The sequence below is a fragment of the Achromobacter sp. SLBN-14 genome (genome assembly GCF_006715415.1).
Taxonomy (GTDB): Bacteria; Pseudomonadota; Gammaproteobacteria; order Burkholderiales; family Burkholderiaceae_B; genus Achromobacter; species Achromobacter mucicolens.
Genome location: NZ_VFNE01000001.1, coordinates 903,000 through 920,106 on the forward strand (window position 1 = coordinate 903,000; position 17,107 = coordinate 920,106).

Annotated in this window: 16 protein-coding genes; 10 read left to right on the top strand and 6 right to left on the bottom strand. The window is 66.5% G+C overall.

The window, feature by feature from the left end; translation table 11 throughout:
- The first annotated feature begins 18 nt into the window (after positions 1 to 18).
- The 9 genes from FBY20_RS04125 (at position 19) to FBY20_RS04165 (ending at position 9,148) form a co-directional block, all read left to right on the top strand.
- A complete protein-coding gene (locus tag FBY20_RS04125; RefSeq protein WP_142050239.1) occupies positions 19 to 1,794 on the top strand; it encodes a THUMP domain-containing protein in 1,776 nt (591 codons plus the stop codon).
- Positions 1,795 to 1,994: 200 nt separating this feature from the next.
- Positions 1,995 to 2,183 (top strand): hypothetical protein, encoded by a 189-nt coding sequence (locus FBY20_RS04130; RefSeq protein WP_008161862.1) that lies wholly within the window; start codon positions 1,995 to 1,997, stop codon positions 2,181 to 2,183.
- A gap of 177 nt (positions 2,184 to 2,360) precedes the next feature.
- On the top strand, positions 2,361 to 2,882 hold the full coding sequence (locus FBY20_RS04135; protein WP_056322067.1) for an RDD family protein: 522 nt from the start codon (positions 2,361 to 2,363) through the stop codon (positions 2,880 to 2,882).
- 147 nt (positions 2,883 to 3,029) lie between these two features.
- The gene (locus FBY20_RS04140; protein WP_056322737.1) at positions 3,030 to 3,935 is read left to right on the top strand and encodes a DUF2167 domain-containing protein; all 906 of its coding nucleotides are present in this window, start codon (positions 3,030 to 3,032) and stop codon (positions 3,933 to 3,935) included.
- 103 nt (positions 3,936 to 4,038) lie between these two features.
- Complete coding sequence (locus tag FBY20_RS04145) at positions 4,039 to 4,911, top strand: UDP-2,3-diacylglucosamine diphosphatase (RefSeq protein ID WP_128827694.1); 873 nt, start codon at positions 4,039 to 4,041, stop codon at positions 4,909 to 4,911.
- Positions 4,912 to 5,036: 125 nt separating this feature from the next.
- A complete protein-coding gene (locus tag FBY20_RS04150) occupies positions 5,037 to 6,752 on the top strand; it encodes an acyl-CoA synthetase (protein WP_056322062.1) in 1,716 nt (571 codons plus the stop codon).
- Between the two features lies 1 nt (position 6,753).
- Positions 6,754 to 7,275: a gamma carbonic anhydrase family protein gene (locus tag FBY20_RS04155; RefSeq protein WP_056322060.1), complete on the top strand. Its 522-nt coding sequence runs from the start codon at positions 6,754 to 6,756 to the stop codon at positions 7,273 to 7,275.
- Positions 7,276 to 7,371: 96 nt separating this feature from the next.
- A complete protein-coding gene (gene hslO, locus FBY20_RS04160) occupies positions 7,372 to 8,304 on the top strand; it encodes an Hsp33 family molecular chaperone HslO (protein ID WP_056322057.1) in 933 nt (310 codons plus the stop codon).
- A gap of 91 nt (positions 8,305 to 8,395) precedes the next feature.
- Positions 8,396 to 9,148: a TadE/TadG family type IV pilus assembly protein gene (locus FBY20_RS04165; RefSeq protein WP_142050242.1), complete on the top strand. Its 753-nt coding sequence runs from the start codon at positions 8,396 to 8,398 to the stop codon at positions 9,146 to 9,148.
- 40 nt (positions 9,149 to 9,188) lie between these two features.
- On the opposite strand, the gene ftsB is transcribed toward FBY20_RS04165, so the two are convergent.
- The 4 genes from ftsB to FBY20_RS04190 all read right to left on the bottom strand — a co-directional run bounded on the left by ftsB (position 9,189) and on the right by FBY20_RS04190 (position 13,154).
- Entirely contained in the window at positions 9,189 to 9,656 is a 468-nt protein-coding gene (gene ftsB, locus FBY20_RS04170; protein WP_142050246.1) for a cell division protein FtsB, read from the bottom strand.
- A gap of 66 nt (positions 9,657 to 9,722) precedes the next feature.
- On the bottom strand, positions 9,723 to 11,009 hold the full coding sequence (eno, locus tag FBY20_RS04175; RefSeq protein ID WP_062838541.1) for a phosphopyruvate hydratase: 1,287 nt from the start codon (positions 11,007 to 11,009) through the stop codon (positions 9,723 to 9,725).
- 4 nt (positions 11,010 to 11,013) lie between these two features.
- The gene (locus FBY20_RS04180) at positions 11,014 to 11,298 is read right to left on the bottom strand and encodes a DUF1330 domain-containing protein (protein WP_056322046.1); all 285 of its coding nucleotides are present in this window, start codon (positions 11,296 to 11,298) and stop codon (positions 11,014 to 11,016) included.
- Between the two features lie 203 nt (positions 11,299 to 11,501).
- Entirely contained in the window at positions 11,502 to 13,154 is a 1,653-nt protein-coding gene (locus FBY20_RS04190; RefSeq protein WP_056322044.1) for a CTP synthase, read from the bottom strand.
- Between the two features lie 222 nt (positions 13,155 to 13,376).
- On the opposite strand from FBY20_RS04190, the gene FBY20_RS04195 reads away from it, so the two are divergent.
- The gene (locus FBY20_RS04195; protein WP_142050248.1) at positions 13,377 to 14,375 is read left to right on the top strand and encodes a hypothetical protein; all 999 of its coding nucleotides are present in this window, start codon (positions 13,377 to 13,379) and stop codon (positions 14,373 to 14,375) included.
- 89 nt (positions 14,376 to 14,464) lie between these two features.
- On the opposite strand, the gene FBY20_RS04200 is transcribed toward FBY20_RS04195, so the two are convergent.
- Together FBY20_RS04200 and FBY20_RS04205 are read right to left on the bottom strand one after the other, a co-directional pair.
- Positions 14,465 to 16,255, bottom strand: coding sequence for an aminopeptidase P family protein (locus FBY20_RS04200; RefSeq protein WP_056322039.1), 1,791 nt, complete (start codon positions 16,253 to 16,255; stop codon positions 14,465 to 14,467).
- 14 nt (positions 16,256 to 16,269) lie between these two features.
- Positions 16,270 to 17,103, bottom strand: a complete 834-nt coding sequence (locus tag FBY20_RS04205) for a M55 family metallopeptidase (protein ID WP_056322036.1) — start codon at positions 17,101 to 17,103, stop codon at positions 16,270 to 16,272.
- Between the last annotated feature and the right edge of the window lie 4 nt (positions 17,104 to 17,107).

Below are 17,107 nucleotides of genomic sequence, written 5' to 3' on the forward strand. Positions count from 1 at the left end.
ACATTCGCCAGGATTCGTATGTCCTCTGATGAACAGGACCGCCCGCGCAAGACGCTGACGATCAAGAAAACGGCCCGCGACGCCCAGGCCGAAGGCGCGGGCAAGCGCACCCGCACCGGCGCCCGCGCGCGCCTGGTGGCGCAGATCGAGCGCACCCGCGAAAACACCGAACGCCAGAAGGACCCCGCCGGCTACCAGCGGCGTCAGGAAGAAGAGGCGCGCGGCGCCCGCAAGCCCGCCCGCGGCACGTCCTCGCGCCCCGGCCAGTCTGAACGCGGCCAGTACGACCGCGGTCCCGCCAACCGGGGTCCGTCCGACCGTCCCGCGCCGCGCCGTGGCGCTCCCGACCGCGACCGCGCGGGCGACGCCCGCCGCGATGACGCCCCCAGCCCGCGCGCCGGACGCACGCCGCAGCGCGCGCCGCGCCTGGACGACCAGTACATCGCGCCGGCCACGCCTGCGGGCCGCTTCTACGACCCGTTCGAAGACGACGGTCCCGCCCCCGAATTCGCGCCCGAACCCGAACACGCGCACGACGCCGACTTTGCGGGCGAGTCCGATTTCGCTCATGAGCCGGATGTACGAAGCGAGCGCGATGCGCCCCGCGTCGACGTGCGCAGCCGCCGCCCGCGCGAACCGCGCCAGGCGGAAACCTTCACGGTATTCGCGCCCTGCCCGCAAGGCCTGGAAGAAGCGCTGACCGCCGAAATGCAGGCGCTTGGCTACGAAGACGCCAAGGCCGGCCGGGCGGGCTGTTCGTTCACGTCCGACTGGTCGGGCATCCAGCGCGCCAACCTGTATTCGCGGCTGGCGACCCGCATTCTGGTGCAGGTGGCGCATGCCGAGATTTCGCACGAAGACGACATCCTGGATCTGGCCCGCGACACCCCCTGGGAGCGCTGGTTCGGCGCCGAACAGACGCTGCGCGTGGACACGTCGGCCATCAAGAGTCCGGTGCAAAGCCTGCAGTACTGCAATCTGCGCGCCAAGGACGGCATCTGCGACCGCCTGCGCGAGCTCGAAGGCGAGCGCCCCAGCATCGACACGGTGCGCCCGGATGCGCGTGTGCACCTCTTCCTGACGGGCCACACGGCGACGCTGTACCTGGACACGTCGGGCGAATCCCTCTTCAAGCGCGGCTGGCGCCTGGACAAGGGCGAGGCCCCGCTGCGCGAAAACCTGGCGGCGGGCATGCTGGCGCTGGCGGGCTGGGATCCGGCCGCGCCGCTGCTGGACCCCTTCTGCGGGTCCGGCACCATTCTGATCGAAGCGGCCTGGATTGCCCTGGGCGTGCCCCCGGGCATTTCCCGCCCGTTCGGGTTCGAGCGCCTGCGCGGCCACGATGCCTACCGCTGGCGAGACCTGAAGGACGACGCCCGCGCCCGCATCCTGCCCCAGCTCGATGCCCCGCTGGTCGGCTACGACCTGAACCCCCTGGCCATCGAATACGCCCGCAACAACGCCGAGCGCGCCTGGCTGACGGCCGATTCGATCCGCTTTGAAGTGGGTGATGCGCGCGAGGTGACGGCGCCCGCCGACCACGGCTGGATCGTCACCAACCCGCCCTACGGCGAGCGCATGGGCGCGGAACAGGACGAGGACCTGTGGCGCGACTGGGCCAGTTGCCTGAAGCGTAATTTCGCGGGCTGGCAGCTGCATGTCATCACCAGCGACCTGACGCTGCCCAATCAGATGCGCCTGAAGCCCAAGCGGCGCATTCCGCTGCACAACGGCGCGCTGGACTGCCGCCTGTTCGGCTTTGAACTGGTTGCCGCCGGCTACCGCGACGCCTGAGCACGTTGTAAAAGCGCCGCAACATGGCGCGCCTATCTTTGCTTATGGTGCCCCGCCGCGCGGTTTTGGGGCATCATCAGCACCAAGGTGTTGCCAAGTTGCACCAGCCTGCATCGGCCACTTGCATAGTTTCAGGGTAAACCCCTATAATCCGGGTTATCCCTAGTAGCAAACAACTGTGCAAGCCCGTGGAGGCTATAGTGATCAACCCGAACAACACCATTCGCCTGACCGACGAACTCGAGCGTCAACTGATGCTCCAGGCTATCGAAGAACAATTCCGCCCGCATCCGATGCGGGCGTTGGCTGCAGGCCTGCGCAAGCTGGCCCACGGCATCAAGGCCCTGGCTGGCAAGACGAGCGCCAAGAACGCGCATTCCGCTGCCTAAGCAAGGCCTGGGCCGCTGGCCCAACGATTTTCCCCTTGGGGGCTGCATAGCCCCTTTTATAGACCCGCCCTCAACGGCGGGTTTTTTTTTCGCGCGCGCACCGAAGCGCAGCGGCGGCGCCCCGCCGCCCGGCCGCCCGAAGGCGGGGCAGCAACAATTTATGGATAATACCGGTCCATGAATGACGCCACCCTCGACCAGACTCCGAACCGGCTGCGCCGGTTTGCCTGCATGATGTACGAAGCCGTGCTGCTGTTCGGCGTCGTGTTTCTGGCGGGCTACCTGCTGGACACGCTTACCCAGAGCCGCAACGCGCTGGAATTGCGGGCCGCGCGCCAGGCGTGGCTGTTCGTGGCGATCGGTGCCTATTTCGTGTTGTGCTGGCGACGCCGCGGGCAGACGCTGCCCATGAAGACGTGGAACATCCGGCTGGTGGATCGCCACGGCAACACCCCGTCGACCGGCCTGCTGATCCTGCGCTACATCCTTGCCTGGCCGCTGGTGCTGGCGGGCGCCGCGCTGGTCTGGGCGGCGGCGCTGGCCACGGGATGGCCTTCGGTGGACATGTTCATCGTGGCCGCTCCCTTCGCGATCTTCATCTGGTCCTGGCTGGATCCCGACGGCCAGTTCCTGCACGACCGGATCCTGGGCACGCGCCTGCGCAATGCGCCGCAAGCCAAGGGCAAAAAGGCCAGTTGAACCGCGCCGCCGGTGCGCCGGCATGCGGGCGCCGCCCCGGTTTGATGCGGGCCAAGGCGCAGACCATCTACGCCCCCCTGTTCAGAAAGATGACAGCCGCACGCCGGGACAATGAGGCCCCAATTAATTTACGGCTTCATCATCACCATGCGCGCATTCCTTTCCCGCCTGTCGCTGGCCTTCGCCAGCGCGCTGTTGTTCCTGCACGCAGGCGCGTCCGCCCAGAACGCCTCGGCCCAGCAGGAGATCGAAGCGGCGTCCAAAGCTGCCTTTGCGGCGGCCCGGCAAGGCCCTGACGACGTAACGCTTGGCGACCAGGCAACCCTGAAGCTGCCCCACAACATGTTTTTCGTGCCCCGCCCGCAAGCCGAGCGGCTGATGCAGGCCTACGGCAACGGCAAGGATCCCTCGCTGCTGGGCGTCGTGATGCCCAAGAGCGACGATGAGGACTGGGTCGTCACCATCAACTTCGACAAGGCGGGCTATATCAAGGACGACGACGCCCGGAACTGGAACGTGGGCGAGTTGCTGGACAGCCTACGTGAAGGCACCGAGGCGTCCAACGAGGAACGCAAGAAGCGCGGCTTTCCCGAATTGACGGTGGACGGCTGGGTGGAGACGCCCAAGTACGACAGCAACAACCAACGCCTGGTCTGGTCGGTGGCTGCCAAGCACAAGGGCGCGGCCGCGGACGAAGACGGCACGGTCAACTACAACACCTATGCGCTGGGCCGCGACGGCTACATCACGCTGGATCTGATCACCGAAAAGAACAAGGTGCCCACGGACAAGGCCGCGGTGCTGGCCCTGCTGGACAACCTGCATTACGTGCAAGGCAAGCGCTACGCCGATTTCGACGCCTCGAGCGACAAGGTTGCCGAGTACGGTCTGGCGGCCCTCGTGGCGGGCGTGGCCGCCAAGAAGCTCGGGCTGTTCGCGGTGATCGCGGCATTCCTGGCCAAGTTTGCCAAGGTGGGCATCCTGGCCGCGGCCGCGCTGGGCGGCGCGGCCTGGAAGCGTCTGAAGGGCAAGAAGGGCACCGAACAGTCCTGATCCGCCGGACCGGCGGCGCGCGGCCCCTGCCCGCGCGCGCCGTCACAACCGTGTCACGGATCCGTCACGCACACGTCATCGCGAGGTGGTCTCATGCTCAAGCATGACCACTGCCCACAGGGAAGCGACCGTGAACGAAATCCAACCCGCGCATTGGCGCGCCCTCTGGATTTCCGATATTCACCTGGGCACTGCCGGGTGCAAGGCGGAATTCCTGCTCGATTTCCTGGATCACAACGATTCGGACACCCTCTATCTGGTCGGCGACATCGTCGACGGCTGGCAGTTGCGCAAGCACTGGCATTGGCCCCGCGCGCACAACGACGTGATCCAGCGCATCCTGCGCAAGGCCCGCAACGGCACCCGCGTGGTGTTCATCCCCGGCAACCATGACGAGTTCGCCCGGGAGTTCGCGGGTTTCGCCTTCGGCGACATCGAGGTCCTGGACGAGGACGTGCATGTCACGGCCAAGGGGCTGCGGCTGCTCGTGCTGCACGGGGACCAGTTCGACGGCGTCATCCAGCACAGCCGCTGGCTGGCGCACCTGGGCGACGGGCTCTACCAGCTTGCTCTCTGGATCAACCACCACTTCAACCGCCTGCGCCACCGGCTGGGCCTACATTACTGGTCGCTGTCCCAGTACCTGAAGCACAAGGTCAAGAACGCGGTGTCGTTCATCACCGACTTCGAGGAGGCGTTGGCCGGCGAGGCGCGGCGCCGCGGCCTGGACGGCGTGGTCTGCGGCCATATCCACAAGGCCGAACTGCGCGACGTCGGCGGCATCCTGTATTGCAATGACGGCGACTGGGTGGAAAGCCTTACGGCGCTGGCCGAAACGCACGACGGGCAGCTCCAGCTCCTGGACTGGGCCGTGTTGCAGGCCGAACGCCAGCGCGACCCGGCCAACCGCCCGCCCCGGTCGCTGACCTTGCCGGCCCTGCCGTCCGCCCTGCGCCGCCAAGGCAAATACCCGTGATAACCCTTATGCGTCCCCGTTACGCAACGCGGATATTGCAGTTCAAGCCCCTCTAGGTCATGCTTGCAACTGGTTAGCGGGCGTCATGGCCCGTTCACGCTGCAACATGCTCACAACATAGGGCCATGAACGACCAATATCAGGCGCTCTACCAATCATTCCGCTGGCTGGTGCCCACCCAGTTCAACATCGCGGAAGCGTGCTGCCACCGCTGGGCATCCAGTAGTCCGGATGCGCGGCGCATTGCCATCTACTACGAAGATGAGTCCGGCAACCGCGAGGTCTGGACCTTCGCCCGTCTGGCGGAAGCCGCCAATCAGCTGGCCAACGGCCTGGTGAAAATGGGCGTCGGCCGGGGCGACAGGGTCGGTGTGGTATTGGGACAACGCCCTGAGACCGTGGTCGCCCACATGGCCATCTACAGCGTGGGGGCGGTGGTCCTGCCCCTGTCCGCGCTCTTCGGTCCCGAGGCGCTGCAAAGCCGCCTGTGCGATGCCGAAGCGCGCGTTGCCATCGTCGACCACGCCTCCAGCCCCAATCTGCTGGCCGTCACTGAAAACTGCCCCGCCCTGCAACAGGTCATCGGCATCGGTTTCGCCGACGAACGCGTGCTGCCGTGGCGCAGCCTGCTGGCCCGCCAGCCCAACGAATTCAAGGCCGTCCAGACCCGCTCGTCGGATCCGGCCATCCTGCTCTATACCTCCGGCACCACCGGCGCGCCCAAGGGCGCCCTGCTGCCCCACAGCGTGCTGATCGGCAACCTGCCAGGCTTCGTCGCCTCGCAGGACTGGTTCCCCAAACCCGCGGATGTGTTCTGGTCGCCCGCGGACTGGGCCTGGACCGGCGGCATGATGGACGCGCTGCTGCCCACCCTGTATTTCGGGCATCCCATCGTCGGCACGCGCGGGCGTTTCTCGGTCGAGCGCGCCTTCGAGCTCCTGGAACGCTATCAGGTCACCAACACGTTCCTGTTCCCCACCGCCCTGAAGATGATGATGAAGGCGGTGCCCGAGCCCCGCCAACGCTACCAGCTGGCCCTGCGTTCCATCATGAGCGCCGGGGAAAGCGTGGGTGATACGGTCTTCGAATGGTGCCGCACGGCCCTGGGCGTCACGCCAAACGAGATGTTCGGCCAGACCGAGATGAACTACGTGGTGGGAAACAGCAACAAGCGCTGGCCCGCCAAACCCGGTTCCATGGGCCGCCCGTATCCGGGCCACAACGTGGCGGTGCTGGACAGCGACGGCGTGCCGGTTCCCCCGGGCGGAACCGGCGAAATCGCCGTGAACCGGCTCGACATCCACGGCTTTCCCGACCCGGTGATGTTCCTTGGCTACTGGCGCAACGAGGCGGCCACGCAGGCCAAGTTCAAGGGCGACTGGTGCCTGACGGGCGACCTCGCCACCATCGACGAGGACGGCTACCTCTGGTACGCCGGCCGCGCCGATGACGTGTTCAAGTCGGCCGGATACCGGATCGGCCCGGGCGAGATCGAAAGCTGCCTGATCGGCCATCCGGCCGTGGCCAACGCGGCGGTCGTGCCCAAGCCGGATGCCGAGCGCGGCGCGCTGGTCAAGGCCTACGTGGTGCTGACGCCGGAATTTGCCCAGCGGGACCACGGCGAAATCACCGAAAACCTGCAGGAACACGTGCGCGAGCGCCTGGCGCCGTACGAGTACCCCAAGGAAATCGAATACGTGGACGAACTGCCCATGACCACCACGGGCAAGATTCAGCGGCGCATCCTGCGGCAGCGCGAAGAAGAACGCGCGCAGGCCCACGCGCCCCAAACCGACGCTGGCGTGCCCGTTGCCGCCCCCGCGCGACAAACGGAGACATAGCATGGCCATTTACCAACTCAACGACCTCATCCCCCGCATCGACCCGCAAGCCTACGTGGCCGACAGCGCGGATCTCATCGGCAACGTCACGCTGGAAGCCGGCGTCAGCATCTGGTCGCATGTATCCATCCGCGCCGACAACGACGCCATCCTGATCCGTGAAGGCACCAACATCCAGGAGTCCAGCGTCCTGCACGTCGACGAGGGCTGTCCCATGACCATCGGCCCGAACGTCACGGTCGGTCACCAGGCCATGCTGCACGGCTGCACCATCCATGAAGGGGCGCTGGTCGGCATGCAGGCCATCGTGCTGAACAATGCCGTCATCGGCCGCAACTGCCTGATCGGCGCCGGCGCGATCATCCCCGAAGACCGCGTCATCCCGGACAATTCGCTGGTCATCGGCATCGGCAAGATCGTGCGGGAGCTTTCCGCCGACGAAATTGCCAACATGCACAAGAACACCGCCCATTACGTGGCGCGCGGCCAACAGTACAAGACCGCCCTGAAACGGATCGGCTGACGGCTCCCCCGAGGGCCCCCTCGCCGCCCCCGCAACCGTCCCAACCCCTGCTGCCAGCAGGGGGAATACCTCACCGCGATCGGCTAACATTCCGCTATGACCGATCAGCTCAAGAAATACCTTACCGAAGACCGCAGCGTCCGCGTCCAAGCGGTGCGCCTGTCTGACACGTGGAAGGCCGTCCAGGCCAACCACGACTACCCGCCCGCCATCACCGACCTGTTGGGTGAACTGGTGGCGGCATCTACCCTGCTCGCCGCCAACATCAAGTTCGATGGCTCGCTGGTGCTCCAGATCCAGGGCGATGGCCCCATCGCCCTGCTGGTGGTGGAATGCCGCTCGGACCTGAGCCTGCGCGCCACCGTCAAGATGCGCGAAGGCCACGAGGTGCCCAGCGCCGGCGACATGCAAAGCCTGTTGAACCCCGGCGGCAACGGGCGCTTCATCGTGGTGCTGGACCCGCAGCGCAAGCTGCCCGGCCAGCAGGCCTACCAGGGCATCGTGCCGCTCGAAGGCGACACGGTCGCCGAGGCGCTGCAACACTACATGAAGGCCTCCGAACAGCTCGACACGCGTCTGTGGCTGTCGGCCGACGCCGATCACGCCGCCGGCATGCTGCTGCAACGCCTGCCGCATCACGGCGGCGGAGAAACCGACCGCGCCCTGACCGAACAGGTGGCTGCCGAGACCTGGGAGCGCATCAATGCCCTGGCCGGCACGCTCAAGCGCGACGAAATCCTGGCCACGGACATCGACACGCTGATCCACCGCCTGTTCTGGGAAGAAACGCTCATCGCCTTCGATCCGCAGCCCGTCAGCTGGCACTGTCCGTGCACGCGCGAACGCGTGGCCAACATGCTGCGTTCGCTGGGCGAAGCCGAGGTCAACAGCATCCTGGAAGAACGTGGACAGGTCGACGTGGCCTGCGACTTCTGCGGCAAGCCCTACAAGTTCGACACCGTCGACTGCGCGGCGCTTTTCTCGGCAAACCAGCCGGCAGCCGGAGACGAACCTCCCACCGTGCATTGATGCCCCCCGGCGGCAAGCCCGCCGGGACGGTTTCGTCACACCGGATTGTCCTCATCGACGGGCGGTCATGGGCGCGCCACACTGCGCAGCCATGACCGCCTTTATTTTTCCTGCCGTGTTTCGCGCCGTCCGCCGACAGCATGGCGCGGCCGCCCTTGAATTTGCCGTGGCGGGCGCCTCGGTGCTGCTGCTGGGTCTGCTGTGCATCGAAGCCGTCCAGTGGCACGGCGCGCGCCAGATGGCCCATCTGGCGCTGACAGAAGCAGCGCGCGCCGGCGCCACGGGCCACGGCGACCCGGCCCGCATGCAAGCAGCCTTTCTGCGGGCGTTGCTGCCGTTGCACGCCCACGCCGAGGGCCCGTCGGGCGCGCGGCGGCGCCTGGACAGCGCGATGGCCAATCTGAAGGCGTTGACGGGCGTTGCGCCCTGGCGCATCGAAGTGCTGCAGCCGGACGACCAGTCGTTCCGCGAGCACGGGCACGCGGGCTTGCAGGTGGCCGCCGCGCCCGGCTTGCGCGCCATCGACAACGGCTACCAGGACCTGCAACATGCCCGCCGCCCGCCACGCCCTGGCGGCCAGGACATCTTCCTGGCCAACACGCTCAGGCTGCGTCTGACGTATCTGCACAAACCGCTGCTGCCGCCGTTGCGGGCGCTGCTGGCGGTGCTGGGCCGGCGGGACGGCAGCTACGCCGGGCACGCGCTGGCCAAGGGCGTGTTGCCGATCGTGGTGGAGCTGGAGCAGGAAATGCACACGCATCCGGTGGACTGGGCGCGCAGGCGCCCCCACCCTGAAGGCGTGGTGTATGGACCGTGCCGCCAGATGCGTTGCGGCCCTGGATAAGCCGGGCCGCCGCTGGCAAGGTCAAAAAAACCGCCGGGCATCACTGCCGGGCGGTCGAATTGGAATGGTTGGCGCTGGTAGCGGCGGGCCTGGCTGGCGTTGCCGCCGCGGGCCGGGGTGTGGTTGCTGCAGAGGCCGGCCGGGTGGCGGGCGCGTTTGCCCGTGCGGGCGTGCCAGTGGTGGCAGGCTTGGGCGGCGCCTCGGCGGAAAGCGAGGCGCCCGCAGGAGGCTGGGTGTTCTGGGGCAGGATGTGCACGAATACTTCGCCGTCGCGCATCATGCCCAGTTCACCGCGCGCCCGTTCCTCGATGGCCCCCGATCCGCCTTCCAGATCGCGCACTTCCGCCTCGAGGGCGGCATTGCGCGCGCGCAGGCCTTCGTTGGTCTCGCGCTGCTCAGCCACCTGGCGTTGCAGATCCCAGACCTTGAACCAGCCGCCCTTACCCAGCCACAGCGGGTATTGGATCAGGCCTAGCAGCACGAACAGCACCAGGAACAACAGGCGCATACGCGGGAACCTCAACTGTCGTGGCGTGGATGCGGCCCGGGCAACACGCCAGGGCCGCGCTTTTTATCAACGCAGGTTGTAGAAAGCTTCCAGGCCGGGATACGACGCGACTTCAGCCAGCTCTTCTTCGATGCGCAGCAGCTGGTTGTACTTGGCCATGCGATCCGAGCGCGACAGCGAGCCGGTCTTGATCTGCATGGCGTTGGTCGCCACGGCGATGTCGGCAATGGTCGAATCTTCGGTTTCGCCCGAGCGGTGCGAGACGACGGCGGTGTAGCCGGCGCGCTTGGCCATTTCGATGGCGGCAAACGTTTCCGTCAGCGTGCCGATCTGGTTGATCTTGATGAGGATCGAGTTGGCCACGCCCTTCTGGATGCCTTCACGCAGGATCTTGGTGTTGGTGACGAACAGGTCGTCGCCCACCAGCTGGACCTTCTTGCCGAGCTGGTCGGTCAGGAGCTTCCAGCCTTCCCAGTCGTTTTCGGCCATGCCGTCTTCGATCGAGATGATCGGGTACTTGTCGCACCACGTGGCCAGGAGGTTCGTGAATTCTTGCGAGGACAGCGAGATGCCGCCTTCGCCGGCCAGCGTGTACTTGCCGTCGCGGTAGAACTCGGAGCTGGCGCAGTCCAGGCCCAGGGCGATCTGCGTGCCCGGCTCGTAGCCGGCTTCGGTGATGGCCTTCAGGATGAGCTGGATGGCGGCTTCATGGCTGGGCACGTTGGGCGCGAAACCGCCCTCGTCGCCCACGGCGGTCGACATGCCCTGGCTGTGGATCAGCTTCTTGAGCATGTGAAAGACTTCGGCGCCCCAACGCAGGGCTTCGCGGAAGCTGCCCGCGCCCACCGGCAGAATCATCAGTTCCTGCAGGTCCAGCGTGTTGTTGGCGTGCGCGCCGCCGTTGATGACGTTCATCATCGGGACGGGCATGCTCATGGGGCCGCTGCCGCCGAAATAGCGGTACAGGGACAGGCCCGACTCGTCGGCGGCGGCGCGGGCCACGGCCATGCTGGCGGCCAGGATGGCGTTGGCGCCCAGGCGCTCCTTGGACTCGGTGCCGTCCAGTTCGATCAGCGTGCGATCGACGAACGTCTGTTCCTGAGCATCCAGGCCCATCAGGGCTTCGGAGATTTCGGTGTTGAGGTTTTCAACGGCGCGCAGCACGCCCTTGCCCAGATAACGGCCCTTGTCGCCGTCGCGCAGCTCGATGGCTTCGCGGGCGCCGGTGGATGCGCCCGACGGCACGGCCGCACGGCCCATGGCGCCGGATTCCAGCAGCACATCGCATTCCACGGTGGGGTTGCCGCGCGAATCCAGAATCTCGCGGCCGATGATGTCGACGATTGCACTCATGACTTTACATTCCCTGAACGATAAACATATTCATGACGGCCGCGCCTTCGCGGGCATTGCGGGCACGGCGGTACTGCCAGGAATCGTAGAACGCCTGCGCCGCGGCCATGGACGGAAATTCCATGACGACGGTGCGGCCGGGTTCACGCCCCTCGAGGTGCTTCGATTCGCCGCCGCGCACCAGGATCTTGGCATCGTACGCGCGCATGGCGAGCGTGGACAGACGCTTGTAGTCCTCGTACTGCGCGGGCTTGGTCACTTTGACGTCGGCGATCAGATAGGCACTCATGGGGTTCCTTCAGAGCAGTTGCGTTGGTTTCGGTCTGACGCCGGATACGGCGCCGCCGCCAGTGTCGCGCAAGGCGCACGGGCGACGCATATCCGATGCTAATCGGTTGTATCCGAAAGAAGCGCCGCCGTATAGGGCGGCGCTGGGGAATCGGCCCGCGGCCCCGAGGATCCGCTTACGGAACTCAGGACCGCGGACACGCATCAGGCCTCCTGGCCGCGGCGAGCCTTCTGCTCGATGGCGGCGCGGATGTAGCTGGAGAACAGCGGGTGGCCGTCGCGGGGGGTGGACGTGAACTCCGGGTGGAACTGGACGCCGACGAACCACGGGTGGTTGGGCAGTTCCATCATTTCGGGCAGGTTCTCGGTCGGCGTGCGGGCGCTGATCACCATGCCGGCTTCTTCGAGGCGCGGCACGTAGACGTTGTTGACCTCGTAGCGATGGCGGTGACGTTCATTCACCTCGTCGCCATAGATGGCCTGCGCGCGGGTGCCGGGCTTGATCGGCACGCGTTGCGCGCCCTTGCGCATGGTGCCGCCCATGTCGGACGACGTGTCGCGCTTCTCGACCTTGCCTTCGCGGTCCATCCACTCGGTGATGAGTGCGACCACCGGGTGCGGCGCGGAGGGATCGAATTCCGTGCTGTTGGCGCCGCCCAGACCGGCGACGTGACGCGCGAATTCGATGACCGCCAACTGCATGCCCAGGCAGATGCCCAGGTACGGCACGCCGTTTTCGCGGGCGTAGCGGATCGCGGCGATCTTGCCTTCGGTGCCGCGCTTGCCGAAGCCGCCCGGAACCAGAATGGCGTCCAGGTGCTTCAACTGATCGGTGCCGCGGGTTTCGATGTCTTCCGAGTCGATGTACTCGATGTTGATCTTCGAGCGCGTGTGGATGCCGGCGTGAACCAGGGCTTCGGTCAGCGACTTGTACGACTCGGTCAGGTCGACGTACTTGCCGACCATGCCGATGGTGAGCTGGTGCTCGGGGTGTTCCAGCGCCTCGACCAGGTTGTCCCACATGGACAGGTCGGCCGGCGGCGGGGTCAGGCCAAGGGCCTCGCAGACGATGTTGTCCACGCCCTGCTTGTGCAGCATGGCGGGGATCTTGTAGATGGAGTCGGCGTCCCAGACGGAAATGACCGCGTCCAGGGGCACGTTGGAGAACAACGAGATCTTGGCGCGCTCGTCGTCCGGAATGCGGCGGTCGGCGCGGCACAGCAGCGCGTTCGGGTAGATGCCGATTTCGCGCAGCTTCTGCACCGAGTGTTGCGTGGGCTTGGTCTTCAGTTCGCCGGCGGAGGCGATGAAGGGCACGAGCGTCAGATGGACGAAGGCCGCGTTGTTGCGGCCCATGCGCAGGCTCATCTGGCGGGCGGCTTCGAGGAACGGCAGCGATTCGATGTCGCCCACCGTGCCGCCGATTTCCACGATGGCGACGTCGGTGTTGCCATTCCAGCCGGCTTCGGCGCCACGGGCGATGAAGTCCTGGATTTCGTTCGTGATGTGCGGAATCACCTGGACGGTCTTGCCCAGGTAGTCGCCACGGCGTTCCTTGCGCAGCACGGATTCGTAGATCTGGCCGGTGGTGAAGTTGTTCACCTTGTGCATGCGAGCGGAAATGAAACGCTCGTAGTGGCCCAGGTCCAGGTCGGTCTCGGCGCCGTCTTCCGTGACGAACACCTCACCATGCTGGAAGGGGCTCATCGTGCCCGGATCGACGTTGATGTAGGGGTCGAGCTTCAGCATGGTTACTTGCAAACCACGCGACTCAAGGATGGCGGCAAGCGACGCGGCGGCGATGCCCTTGCCCAGGGAAGACACCACACCGCCGGTGACAAATACGTATTTGGTCATCGTAATGAGCACCCGGGACGAGCGGGCGCGTGCGGGAAATTTGGATTATAGCCGGGCGACGCGACTTGTTTGGGTTTTCCCCTAGCTCTGTGCGGGTAACAATTGGCTGCACTCGGCAAGTGCATTGCCACAAGCCCCGCGGCGCCCGCATGGTATGGTCGCTCCCTAATTTTGAACCGCTGCCCGTGCGGGCGGCGCCCTCCCATCCCCGCCCCCGCGCCGATGACCGCCCTCTCCCGCCCCGTTCCTTCCCTTGCCTGGCGCATCGCCGTCGCCGCCGTCCTGTTGCGGCTGACGTATATCGCGCTGGTGCAGGCCTACACCTTGCTGAGCCCGACGCCCTACGTGGAGCAACTGCGTGAAAGCTACACGCAGCCGCCGGTGCTGGCCCCGCTGCTGGCCAACATCGTCTCGACCCTGCTCATCGTCGGGCTCGCGGCCTGGGGCGCAACGCGCCAGTGGCTTGCGCGCCGCGATGCGGCAACCGTGGACCAGCCGGGCAGGCTGCTGGCCACGTTCCTGGCTTTGCAGGCGCTCTACACGCTGTGCCTGTCCAGCGGCATGGCCTACGCGCAGCACCTGTTGATGAGCGGCCTGATCAAGGAAGGTTCCTGGCTCCAGACGGCCCTCGGCCTGGATGTCGCCGGACGTTTCATCGTCATGAACCTGGGTATCCGCGTCGTAACGGTGGCGCTGGAGATCGCCGGCATCTGCCTGGCGCTGCGCATCGCCGCCTGGACCACCACCCCGGCCGTCCCGGGCGGCGGCTCAGCGCTGACCCGCCGCCATGCGGCATGGATCAGCGGACTGACCATCCTGATCTGGCAGTCCAGCGTGTCGATCATGCTGGGCGGCTATCTGCAGATGCAGACCCTGGAAGCGGGCTGGGCCCAGTATGCGCTGGGCTATTGGGTGCTGCCCATCGCCCTGCTGGCGCTGACCACGCTCGTCTGCCTGAAGGTGCTGCCGCGCCCGTTGGAACGTTCCGGCATCGGCCGCGCCGTGGCGCTGGGCAGCGTGGCGTTCTGGATCGCCCAGGTGCTGGGCATTGGCCTGGGAATTGCCGTGCTCAAGTCCATGACCTGGGATCAACTGGCCTGGGCCGTCCAATCGCACGCGTCCGCCGCGCTGGCGCTGCTCGCTTACGGCGCGCTGCTGGCGCTGGGTTGCCTGACGGCCACACGCCTGCTTCACCGCAAGCAGGACGCGCCGGCGCGGTAACCGGCGGCGCGCCGCGCCATGAAAAAAGGCCGTGGCGTCATTGCGCCGCGGCCTTTTTTTGCGCCGGCCCTGCCGGCAATACCGTCAGGTCAGATCGCCGCGCAGCGCAGCGTCAGCCACGCCAGCGCCTCGCCCTCGACCAGCGGCGACAGGCGCTCGAACACCGTCTTGTGATAGTCGTTCAGCCAGTCGATCTCGTCTTCGCGCATCAGCGAGGGCTCGATGCAGCGCGTGTCGATGGGGCACATCGTCAGCGTCTCGAAGCACAGGAATTCACCCAGCTCCGAGGTCAGCCAGCTGCGATTGGCGACCAGGTTCTCGATGCGCACGCCCCAGCGGCCCGGGCGGTAGATGCCCGGTTCGTTCGAGGTGATCATGCCCGGCTCCATGGCCGTGTGGGGACCCGGCATCGCGCGGTACGAAATGACTTGCGGGCCTTCGTGCACGTTCAGGAAATAGCCCACGCCGTGGCCCGTGCCATGGCCGTATTCCGCGCCGCCTTCCCAGATGGGCGCGCGCGCGATGGCATCGAGCATGGGCGACGGCGTGCCACGCGGGAACGAGGCACGCGACAGCGCGATCATGCCCTTGAGGACCAGCGTGAAATCGACCTTCTGGTCCGCGCTGGGCGTGCCCACCGCCACCACGCGCGTGATGTCCGTGGTGCCGCCCAGATATTGGCCACCCGAGTCGATGAGCAGCAGGCCATCGCCTTCGATCGTGGCGTGCGATTCCGGGGTGGCGCGGTAATGCGGCATGGCGCCGTTGGCGTTGAAGCCCGCGATGGTGGCAAAGCTGGGGCAGACGTACGCAGGACGGCGCGCGCGGGCGGCCGTGATCTGCTCATCGATAGTCAGTTCGGTGATGGTTTCCTTGCCCAGCGCGCCTTCGAACCAGGCGAAGAATTCGCAGAGCGCGGCGCCGTCCTGCGCCATCGCCTGACGCACGTTCGCCAGTTCGGCGTCGGTCTTGCGCGACTTGAGCAGCGTGGACGGATTGATCGCTTCCACGCGCGGCACGGCCGGATCCATGGCGTGGAACACCCCGCAGGTGACGCGGGCCGGATCGATCAGCAGCTTCTGGTCCACTTCCAAGGAGGCCAGCGCATCCGCGGCCTGGGCGTAGTCCGCGACTTCGACGCCGTCGGCGGCCAGGATGGCGCGCAGGCTGTCGTCGATCTTGCCGTCCGCCACAAAGAGCGTGGCGTGGTCCAGGCCGACCAGCGCGTGGCCGACAAAGACCGGGTTGTAGTCCACGTCCGCGCCGCGCAGGTTGAACAGCCAGGCAATATCGTCAAGCGTGGAAATGAAATGCACGTCGGCGCCATGCTTGCGCATGGCGTCGCGAACCTGAGCCAACTTGCCGGCGCGGGTCACGCAGGCGTCGGGCGCGACGTGTTCGTAGATCTTGGCGTCCGGCAGCCCGGCGCGATCGGCCCAGACCTCGTCCAGCAGGTCTTCGCGGATTTCCAGCACGGCGCCAGAGGCGGCTGCGGCAGCGGACAAGGCGCGGAAAGCGCCCAGGCCCAGCACCTGGCCGTCCACCCCGATGACGTCGCCCGTGCCGGTGTTGGCGGCCAGCCAATCGACATGGCCCGGCGTCGTGGCCAGCGCAATCTTCATCAGTTGCACGCCCGTGCCCGCAAGCTGGGCTTCGGCCTGAACCCAGTAGCGGCTGTCCACCCACAGGCCGGCAAAGCTTGGCGTAACCACCAGCGTGCCCACCGACCCCGTGAAGCCCGACAGCCAGCGTCGCCCCTGCCAACGGGCCGGCAGGTATTCGGACAGGTGCGGGTCCGAGGAAGGAACGACGTAGGCAGTCAGGCCGCGGCGGGTCATGGCCTGCCGCAATTGGGCAATACGGGCGTCGGTGCTAGACATGGAAGATGGGATCCTTAGCGCAACATGAAAGACATGGCGGCCAGGCTGTTCAGCGTGCGGATGGCGGACTGCATGCTATCCGTGGTGAATCGCAAGGTGACGCCGTCCACGCGTTCGAGCGTGGGCCACATGCAGAACAGATCGGCGAGCGCCGAGCTCTGCGTCTGCAACCGGCATTCTATAGGCGCGGGAATGCGGAAAGGAACGGCTTTCTTGTCGCCGCCGCGCTTGAAATTACGCACCGCGCTTTCGGCGGCCGCGGCAATCGCGCGGCGCGAGGCGGCGGGCGACAACGTGATGCCGCTGCCCTGCCCGTGCGCAACCTTGGTCTGCACCCATTCGGCGCCGGGAAAGGTGTCGCGGGTTTCCTCGATGAACACGTCGTCGCCCGTGCCCAGGATGACGGGCACGCCCAACTCGCCGGCCAGCGCGCCGTACAGGCCCGCTTCGCCCAGCTCCATGCCGTTGATGACAACGCGCGCGAACGCGAAGCTGTTGATGGTGTGGGCCAGGATGCCGCGGCCTTGCGAGCGCGAGTGGTAGCCGATCATGAAGACGGCGTCGCACGCCTCTTCCAGCCCGCCCATCATGCCCAGGTAGCGCGGCTTGCCCAGCACCAGGCGGGCGCGCTCGTCCAGGCCATCGGGCAGCAGGTTGCGAAAGCCGCCGTGCGAATCGTTGACCAGGATCTCTTCGGCGCCGCCCGCGATGGCGCCTTGCACGGCCGCGTTGGCCTCGGCGGTCATCCAGGCGCGGGCACGCTCGTACTCGCCGTTGCCGGCACGGACCTGCTCGGCATGGAAGACGCCGGCGACGCCTTCGATATCGGTGGAAATAAGGATTTTCATGAAA

What these genes read in the sequence shown, in the direction of transcription:
- FBY20_RS04165 (WP_142050242.1), top strand. Translation starts at nt 8,396, where the DNA reads ATGACCGCCTTTATTTTTCCTGCCGTGTTTCGCGCCGTCCGCCGACAG.
- FBY20_RS04135 (WP_056322067.1), top strand. Translation starts at nt 2,361, where the DNA reads ATGAATGACGCCACCCTCGACCAGACTCCGAACCGGCTGCGCCGGTTT.
- FBY20_RS04150 (WP_056322062.1), top strand. Translation starts at nt 5,037, where the DNA reads ATGAACGACCAATATCAGGCGCTCTACCAATCATTCCGCTGGCTGGTG.
- hslO (WP_056322057.1), top strand. Translation starts at nt 7,372, where the DNA reads ATGACCGATCAGCTCAAGAAATACCTTACCGAAGACCGCAGCGTCCGC.
- FBY20_RS04195 (WP_142050248.1), top strand. Translation starts at nt 13,377, where the DNA reads ATGACCGCCCTCTCCCGCCCCGTTCCTTCCCTTGCCTGGCGCATCGCC.
- FBY20_RS04145 (WP_128827694.1), top strand. Translation starts at nt 4,039, where the DNA reads ATGACCACTGCCCACAGGGAAGCGACCGTGAACGAAATCCAACCCGCG.
- FBY20_RS04205 (WP_056322036.1), bottom strand. Translation starts at nt 17,103, where the DNA reads ATGAAAATCCTTATTTCCACCGATATCGAAGGCGTCGCCGGCGTCTTC.
- FBY20_RS04180 (WP_056322046.1), bottom strand. Translation starts at nt 11,298, where the DNA reads ATGAGTGCCTATCTGATCGCCGACGTCAAAGTGACCAAGCCCGCGCAG.
- FBY20_RS04140 (WP_056322737.1), top strand. Translation starts at nt 3,030, where the DNA reads ATGCGCGCATTCCTTTCCCGCCTGTCGCTGGCCTTCGCCAGCGCGCTG.
- FBY20_RS04125 (WP_142050239.1), top strand. Translation starts at nt 19, where the DNA reads ATGTCCTCTGATGAACAGGACCGCCCGCGCAAGACGCTGACGATCAAG.
- eno (WP_062838541.1), bottom strand. Translation starts at nt 11,009, where the DNA reads ATGAGTGCAATCGTCGACATCATCGGCCGCGAGATTCTGGATTCGCGC.
- FBY20_RS04190 (WP_056322044.1), bottom strand. Translation starts at nt 13,154, where the DNA reads ATGACCAAATACGTATTTGTCACCGGCGGTGTGGTGTCTTCCCTGGGC.
- FBY20_RS04200 (WP_056322039.1), bottom strand. Translation starts at nt 16,255, where the DNA reads ATGTCTAGCACCGACGCCCGTATTGCCCAATTGCGGCAGGCCATGACC.
- FBY20_RS04155 (WP_056322060.1), top strand. Translation starts at nt 6,754, where the DNA reads ATGGCCATTTACCAACTCAACGACCTCATCCCCCGCATCGACCCGCAA.
- ftsB (WP_142050246.1), bottom strand. Translation starts at nt 9,656, where the DNA reads ATGCGCCTGTTGTTCCTGGTGCTGTTCGTGCTGCTAGGCCTGATCCAA.